We start from the raw sequence: 6,378 nt of genomic DNA on the forward strand, positions 1-6,378 counted from the left end.
AATGCCCGCTGATCAACCATCTGTCGCGGACACCGTTCGCAGCCTCGTGACGCAGCGGCTCAACCTGAATGGGTACAGCCAGGATCTTCGCCCTGACGATAACCTCTGGAGCTTGGGCATGACCTCCTTGACCTGCCTGGGTCTGATGTTGTCCATCGAGGACACGTTCGAGATCGAGCTGCCGGAGGAGGCGCTCAAGGAGTCGACCTTCCGCAGCATCAACACGATATCCGCGGCGGTTGAGAGTTCTCGCAAATAGGTACGAGTTTGGGGTTAGCAATGCCGACACCCGAGTCGCGCCCGAGGAACCCGATCCCACCGTTTCGCGACAGCACGGCGAGCGAATTCCCGTTGTCGGCGGGACAGGAGCGACTGTGGTGGCTGCGCCAACTGGACTCGTCGCACGACCAGTACCACATCAGCTGTGGCTGGCGGTTTCCGGCGGAGGTGAACCGCGAGGCATTGCTCGCCGCCCTCGCCGCCCTGGTGCGGCGCCACGAGATCCTGCGGACGAAGTTCCTCATGTCGCCGGACGGGGCGGTCACCCAGGAGATCGTCGACCATGTCGAGATCCCGCTCGTCTGGGCCGGCCCCGACTGGCAGGAAGCCGTCGAACAGGCTGCCGTGCGGCCCTTCGACCTGGCGCGGCCCCCGCTGTTTCGAGCGGTGGCCGCGGAGTTGGTCGACGGGCCCGGCCTGTTGGTGACGATGCACCACATCATCACCGACAGGTGGTCGATGGACGTCTTCGCCAGGGATCTGTTCGAGCTGTACGAGGCGGCCTTGACGGCCAGGACACCGCGCCTTCCGAGGCTGCCCGTCCAGTACGGCGACTACGCCAGGTGGCAGCGCGACTTCCTGACCGACGACCTGCTCCGATCCCAGCTGAACTACTGGACCGAGGCGCTGGCCGGCTACGAACCGTTGGAACTCCCCCTGGATCTGCCTCGGCCCACGGCGATCGACGCGGTCGGCGAGATGGTTGTCCTCGAGCTGCCGAGGGAGGCCACGGCGGCCATGACCGCCCTGGCCTGGCGTACGCGCGCGAGCCCGGCGATGGTGGTCAGTGCCGCGTTCGTCGCGACGCTCCGGGCCTTCTGCCGCCAGTCCGACGTCGTCATCGGCGCCATCGTGTCCGACCGGACACACCCGGACCTGCGAGATCTGATCGGGTTCTTCATCAACACCATGATCCTGCGGGTCGACCTGACCACGACGGAGCTGACCTTTCGCGAAGCGATCACCCGAACCCGGGACGCCTGGATGGCCGCGGACGCGCACCAGGACGCGCGGCTCGAGCAGATCGTGGGTGCGCTCAACGCCGGGTCGGAGGCGCACCGGAATCCGATCTTCGACGTCGTGGTGAACCACGCCGGCGACCGGGAGGACCTGGCCGAGGATCCAGACGCGCCGATGTGGTGGGAACCCGACCTGCCGGTGACCGCCAGGTTCGACCTCTCGCTCACCACCCGGATCGTTGAGGGGCGGCTGCGGGCGACCTTCGTGTACCCGACCGCGCTGTTCAACCGGGCCACGATCGCCACGCTCGCGGACCGCTACATCCGCACGCTCGAACAGGGCGTGGCGACGCCGGACGCGCCGATGCGCGACTTCGACCTGCTCACCCGGGCCGACCGCACGCTGCTGCGGCGCGGCAACGATCGGACTCCGGCGTCCGGCACCACCGTCGTCGAACGTCTGCAGACCCGGGTCGCCCGCACGCCGGACGCGCCGGCGGTCGTCGGCGACGGCGGCCCGCTGTCCTACGGGCAGCTGAACGAACGCGCGAACCGGCTGGCCCGACACCTGCTAACCCTGGGCGTCGGACCGGAGAAGGTGGTCGGCGTCTGCCTGGAACGCACCGTCGAACGATTCGTGGTGCTGCTCGCGCTGGCCAAATGTGGCGCACCGTACCTGCCGGTCGACCCCGACTTCCCAGCCGATCGGATCCGCCTCCTGATGTCGGATGCCGCCGCCGTCTTGATGATCGTCGGCTCACCGCTTCTGGCCCGCCTGCCCTCGATGGAGACGCCGGTTGTCACAATCGGTGACGGCAGCCCGGACCTCACCGGATACGCCACCGACAATCTTCCGACTCTCCCGGCTCCGGACAGTCTGGCCTACCTGATATCGACATCCGGATCGACCGGAAACCCGAAGTCGGTGGCGATCTCACATCGAGCCCTGAGCCGACTGGTGGAAGGCGCACCGCACTATCTCGAGGTAGGCCCGGGATCGGTGTTTCTCCAGACCGGTCCGCTGACATTCGATGTCGCCGTGCTCGAATGGGCACCGCTGGCCCACGGCGGCCGGGTGGTGATCGCCGATACCGGGTCCCTCCTCGACGGTCTGCGGGATGTCCTGTGCGAACACCAGGTCACCACGCTCAAGCTGGTCTCTCCGCAGCTCGACATCCTCGTCGAGCAGGATCCGCATATCCTGTCCGGGCTGCGCCAGCTCGTCGTCGGCGGCGACGTTGTCAACCCGAGGAGCTTCGCCCTGGTGGACGGACTCCTACCCGGCTGCCGGGTCGTGGCGTCGTACGGTCCGACCGAGTGCACGGTGCTGGCCACCGTGTTCGAAGGCGAGCCGTGGTCGGGCAGAGTTCCGATCGGCCGCCCCATCCCACACACGAGTGCCTACATCCTCGACGAGGACCTCCAGCCGGTCTCGGTCGGCATGCGCGGCGAGATCTTCCTGGCTGGCGACGGATTGGCCAGGGGGTACCATTCCCGCCCCGGCCTGACCGCGGCGTCGTTTGTTCCCGATCCGTTCGGGCCGCCCGGGTCGCGCATGTACCGCACCGGAGACCTGGGCCGCTACCTGCCGAACGGAGCCATCGACTTCCTCGGCCGCACCGACCACCAGGTCAAGATCCGTGGCTTCCGGATCGAGACCAGCGAGGTCGAACACGCCCTGCTGCGCCATCCCGACATCACCGCGGCGGCGGTCGTCCGGGCCACCCTGGCGACCGGCCCCGCGCTGGTCGCCTACATCGTGGCGGCCAGGTCGGTGGACGTGGGGGCGCTGCGCGACATGCTCCGCGAAACACTGCCCGCGTACATGCGCCCGGACCACTTCGTCACGATCCCCCGATTCACCCTGACCGCGAACAACAAGCTCGACCGCGCCGCGCTGCCACCGGTCACCACCGCCACCACGCGCGCCGGAGTGGACCTGCCGCCCGCGACCGGGCTCGAAGCACGGGTCGTCGCGGCGTGGTCCGCCGTGCTCGGCAGGCCGCTGTCGGCCTCCGACGACTTCTTCGACCAGGGCGGGCACTCCCTGCTGGTGCCGCGCGCGACCGCGACGGTCCGCCGCGAACTCGGCCGCGAGGTGCCGTTGCAGCTGATGCTGGAATATCGGACGCCTGCGAGCTACGCGGCCGCGATCCTGCGCGAGAGCCTGCCCGACCTCAGCGCGGCCTCGCGCGAGGACCGGCTCGTCCAGCGAACCTGGCGCGGCGAGAAGCTCGCCGGCTGCCGACGCGTGGATCTGTTCATCTCCACCGAGAACCCGCTCCGGAAGAATGCCGACCTCCCGTTGCTGATCGTCCTCGACGGCTCCGAGTTCGTGGAGATCATGCGCCTGCCGGCGATTCTGGACCGGCTCTCCCTCCAGGATCGGATCCCCACCACCGCGGCGATATTCCTGAGTCCGAGCGAGTGGTCGACCCGCCGCAGCGAGCTCCTCGACGACGGGATCGTTGACGCGCTCGCCGACGAGCTGCTCCCCTACCTGCGCACCTGGCTCGGGAACCGGCCGGTCGGCCGCGCCGTCGCGGTGGGCGCGAGTCTGGGGGCGGTCACGGCGATCCGCTCCGCGCTGCGCCGGCCGGATCGCTTCCACGGCGCCGTGGCCATCTCCGGCCCGGTGAGCGAACATCGGCTCGGCCCGGCGAGGCCCGACCGGTCGAGAGGCGGGTCGCGGTTCTTCCTGTCCGCGAGCCGGGAGGAGAAGGACATCATCCTCGACGACGGACTCAGCTTGGTGGAAGCGACCGAACGCACAGCCGACGAGCTCGCGGCCGACGGACACGTCGTACGAAGCGCGATCGGGGAAGGCGGCCACACCTACGCGGCGTGGGAGTCGATGCTCCCCGATGCGATCCGCTGGTCGCTGGGCGACCAACCATAGTCGATAGGTGGTGCTTGCGGTGCAGGATTCTCGACGGTCGGCCCGGACCGCGGGTGCACGGACCCTGGTCGATCTCCTGGAGCGCCGGTTTCGCGACCGGCCGGCGGCCACGGCCATCCGGACCTCGGCACGCTCGTGGACCTATGCCGAGCTCGATCGGCTGTCGGCGCGACTCGCGCGGCGGCTGGTGGCCGACGACGCCGGACCGATCGTCGGTCTCATCGCGCGGCACTGCCCGGCCGCGTTGATCGGCATCGTCGCCATCCTGCGAAGCGGCGCGGCGTGTCTGCCGATGAGCCCCGACGATCCGCCGCTGCGCAATCGCGGGGTGCTCGACGACGTCGGCTGCACGCGTGTCCTTGCTACCGCGCCGGTCGACTGGCTGCCCGACGCCCAGCTCATTGACGTAACCGGCCCGCAGACGGGCCACGACAGCCCCGACAGCCCGGCCGCCACGGAGCTCCCCTCGCCGAGGCCGCTCGACTTGGCATACGCGCTCACCACGTCGGGCTCGACCGGGCGGCCCAAGATCGTCGGCGTGCCGCACGAAGGCCTCCTGAACCTGATCATCGCCTCGTTCGAGGACATCGACCTGATCAGGACCGACGACGTGATGCTGTGGACGACCGCGCTCACCGTGGACAGCACCATGCACGACTGCCTGATGCCGCTCTGCTTCGGCGCCTGCGTCGCCATCGCCGACGGCGGCGACCTGCCCGCCAACCGCATCCTGCGCACCGTCCGCGCGCTCGGCGTGACCGCGCTGGAAGTCCCGGCCGCGGTGCTCGGGCCGTACGGGACGTCCCTGCTTCCTCGGCTGGCCGCGGCCGGCGTGCGCCTGGTCATCACCGGCGGGTCCCAACTCGACGGGCCGGACCTGGGCAGCAACGACTCGCTGGTCGTCCACAACGGCTACGGCCCGACCGAGGCCTCGGTGGCCGCGACGTGGTATCCCTGCGACGCCTCGACGCCGCAGTGGGTCCCAATCGGGCGCCCGATCCGCAACGTGCGAACCTATGTCCTCGACGAGGAGCTGAACCCCGTCCCGGCCGGCGACACCGGCCAGATGTACCTGGCCGGCGCTGGTCTTGCCAGAGGCTATCTCGGCCATCCCGGCCGCACGGCGGCCTCGTTCCTCCCGGACCCGTTCGCCGAGAGGCCCGGCGAGCGCATGTACGCCACCGGGGACAACGTTCGGCTTCAGCCGGACGGGAACTACGTGTACGCCGGCCGAATCGACGACCAGATCAAGATCAGTGGGTACCGGGTCGAGATCGGCGAGGTGGAGCACAACCTGCGCGCATGCCGAGGCGTGGTCGACGCGGCGGCACTGTTGCGCGAGGACACCCCGGGCGGCGCGGCCATCGTCGCCTATCTGGTCGGCGAACGGCGACCCGACGAGCTGCTCACGAGCCAACTGGGTAGTTGGCTACCCGCGCCGATGATTCCACGCGTCTACGTCTGGCTGGACGAGATGCCTCTCAACCGCGCGGGCAAGATCGATCGTCGAGCGCTCGCCAAGATGCTCGATCCCGCACTCCCTCACCCGACGTCACCGGCCTGAAGATCGTGGACTGCTATGGGGGTAACGTCTCTCTCGGTGGGGGCTTTGAGCGTGTCGTTGTCAATGACGTCGATGTGACCGCCTATGTCGAGGCCGAGCTTGATCGGCTGCATCCCAACCGGGTGCTGGCCCGTGAGGCCACGTCGGCCGCCGAATACCGGGCCGCTTGGGATGCCATCGAGAAGCAATGGGGGGAGACGATTGACCGTGCCAGGCGCCTACCGGAGGCGAAGCTGCATGAGCGGGTCGACGGCGAGTGGTCGTTCGTCGAGACGCAGCGGCATCTGCTGATGGCCGGCGATGCCTGGATCGGCAACGCCGTGCTCGAGGAGGATGCGCCGTACCACTCGTTGGGCCTTCCTGGCGGCGGGGTGCCGGCCGAAGCATCGGCGAAGCTCCTGGGGCTCACCCTCGATGCCATCCCGACGCTTGAGGAGGTACTCGCGCCGCGGCTCGCCCGCATGGCCACGATGTGCCGGGTCGTCGACGAGCTCACCGAGGCCGAGCTCGACCGGGTATGTGGTCGCAAGCCGGCCGACCTCTATCCGGACAAGGACTACGTCGTACGCCGCTGCCTCAGCGTCGTGCTCAAGGAAGAGGCCGAGCATCACCGGTATGCGGTGCGCGACCTCACCGTGCTCGAGGCCGATACCCGAACCGAGTGAAAGCGCGTCCCG

4 protein-coding genes are annotated in these 6,378 nt (G+C 69.0%); all 4 read left to right on the forward strand.

Translation table 11 applies throughout. The features are described from left to right. The first annotated feature begins 1 nt into the window (after position 1). The 4 genes from F8566_RS34340 to F8566_RS34355 all read left to right on the forward strand — a co-directional run bounded on the left by F8566_RS34340 (position 2) and on the right by F8566_RS34355 (position 6,366). Positions 2-259 (forward strand): phosphopantetheine-binding protein, encoded by a 258-nt coding sequence (locus tag F8566_RS34340; RefSeq protein ID WP_151566014.1) that lies wholly within the window; start codon positions 2-4, stop codon positions 257-259. Between the two features lie 92 nt (positions 260-351). Continuing rightward, positions 352-4,137 carry a non-ribosomal peptide synthetase gene (locus F8566_RS34345; protein WP_192810006.1) on the forward strand — a complete coding sequence of 1,262 codons (3,786 nt, stop codon included), beginning with the start codon at positions 352-354 and terminating at the stop codon, positions 4,135-4,137. Positions 4,138-4,156: 19 nt separating this feature from the next. Beyond that, positions 4,157-5,701 (forward strand): amino acid adenylation domain-containing protein, encoded by a 1,545-nt coding sequence (locus tag F8566_RS34350; RefSeq protein ID WP_192810007.1) that lies wholly within the window; start codon positions 4,157-4,159, stop codon positions 5,699-5,701. Positions 5,702-5,775: 74 nt separating this feature from the next. Next, complete coding sequence (locus F8566_RS34355; protein WP_225993758.1) at positions 5,776-6,366, forward strand: DinB family protein; 591 nt, start codon at positions 5,776-5,778, stop codon at positions 6,364-6,366. The last annotated feature ends 12 nt before the right edge of the window (positions 6,367-6,378 follow it).

Source organism: Actinomadura rudentiformis (assembly GCF_008923185.1).
Lineage (GTDB): Bacteria > Actinomycetota > Actinomycetes > Streptosporangiales > Streptosporangiaceae > Spirillospora > Spirillospora rudentiformis.

Bases quoted from the DNA above. Each gene is read 5' to 3' on its own strand.
- F8566_RS34340 (WP_151566014.1), top strand. From the start codon at position 2: ATGCCCGCTGATCAACCATCTGTCGCGGACACCGTTCGCAGCCTCGTG.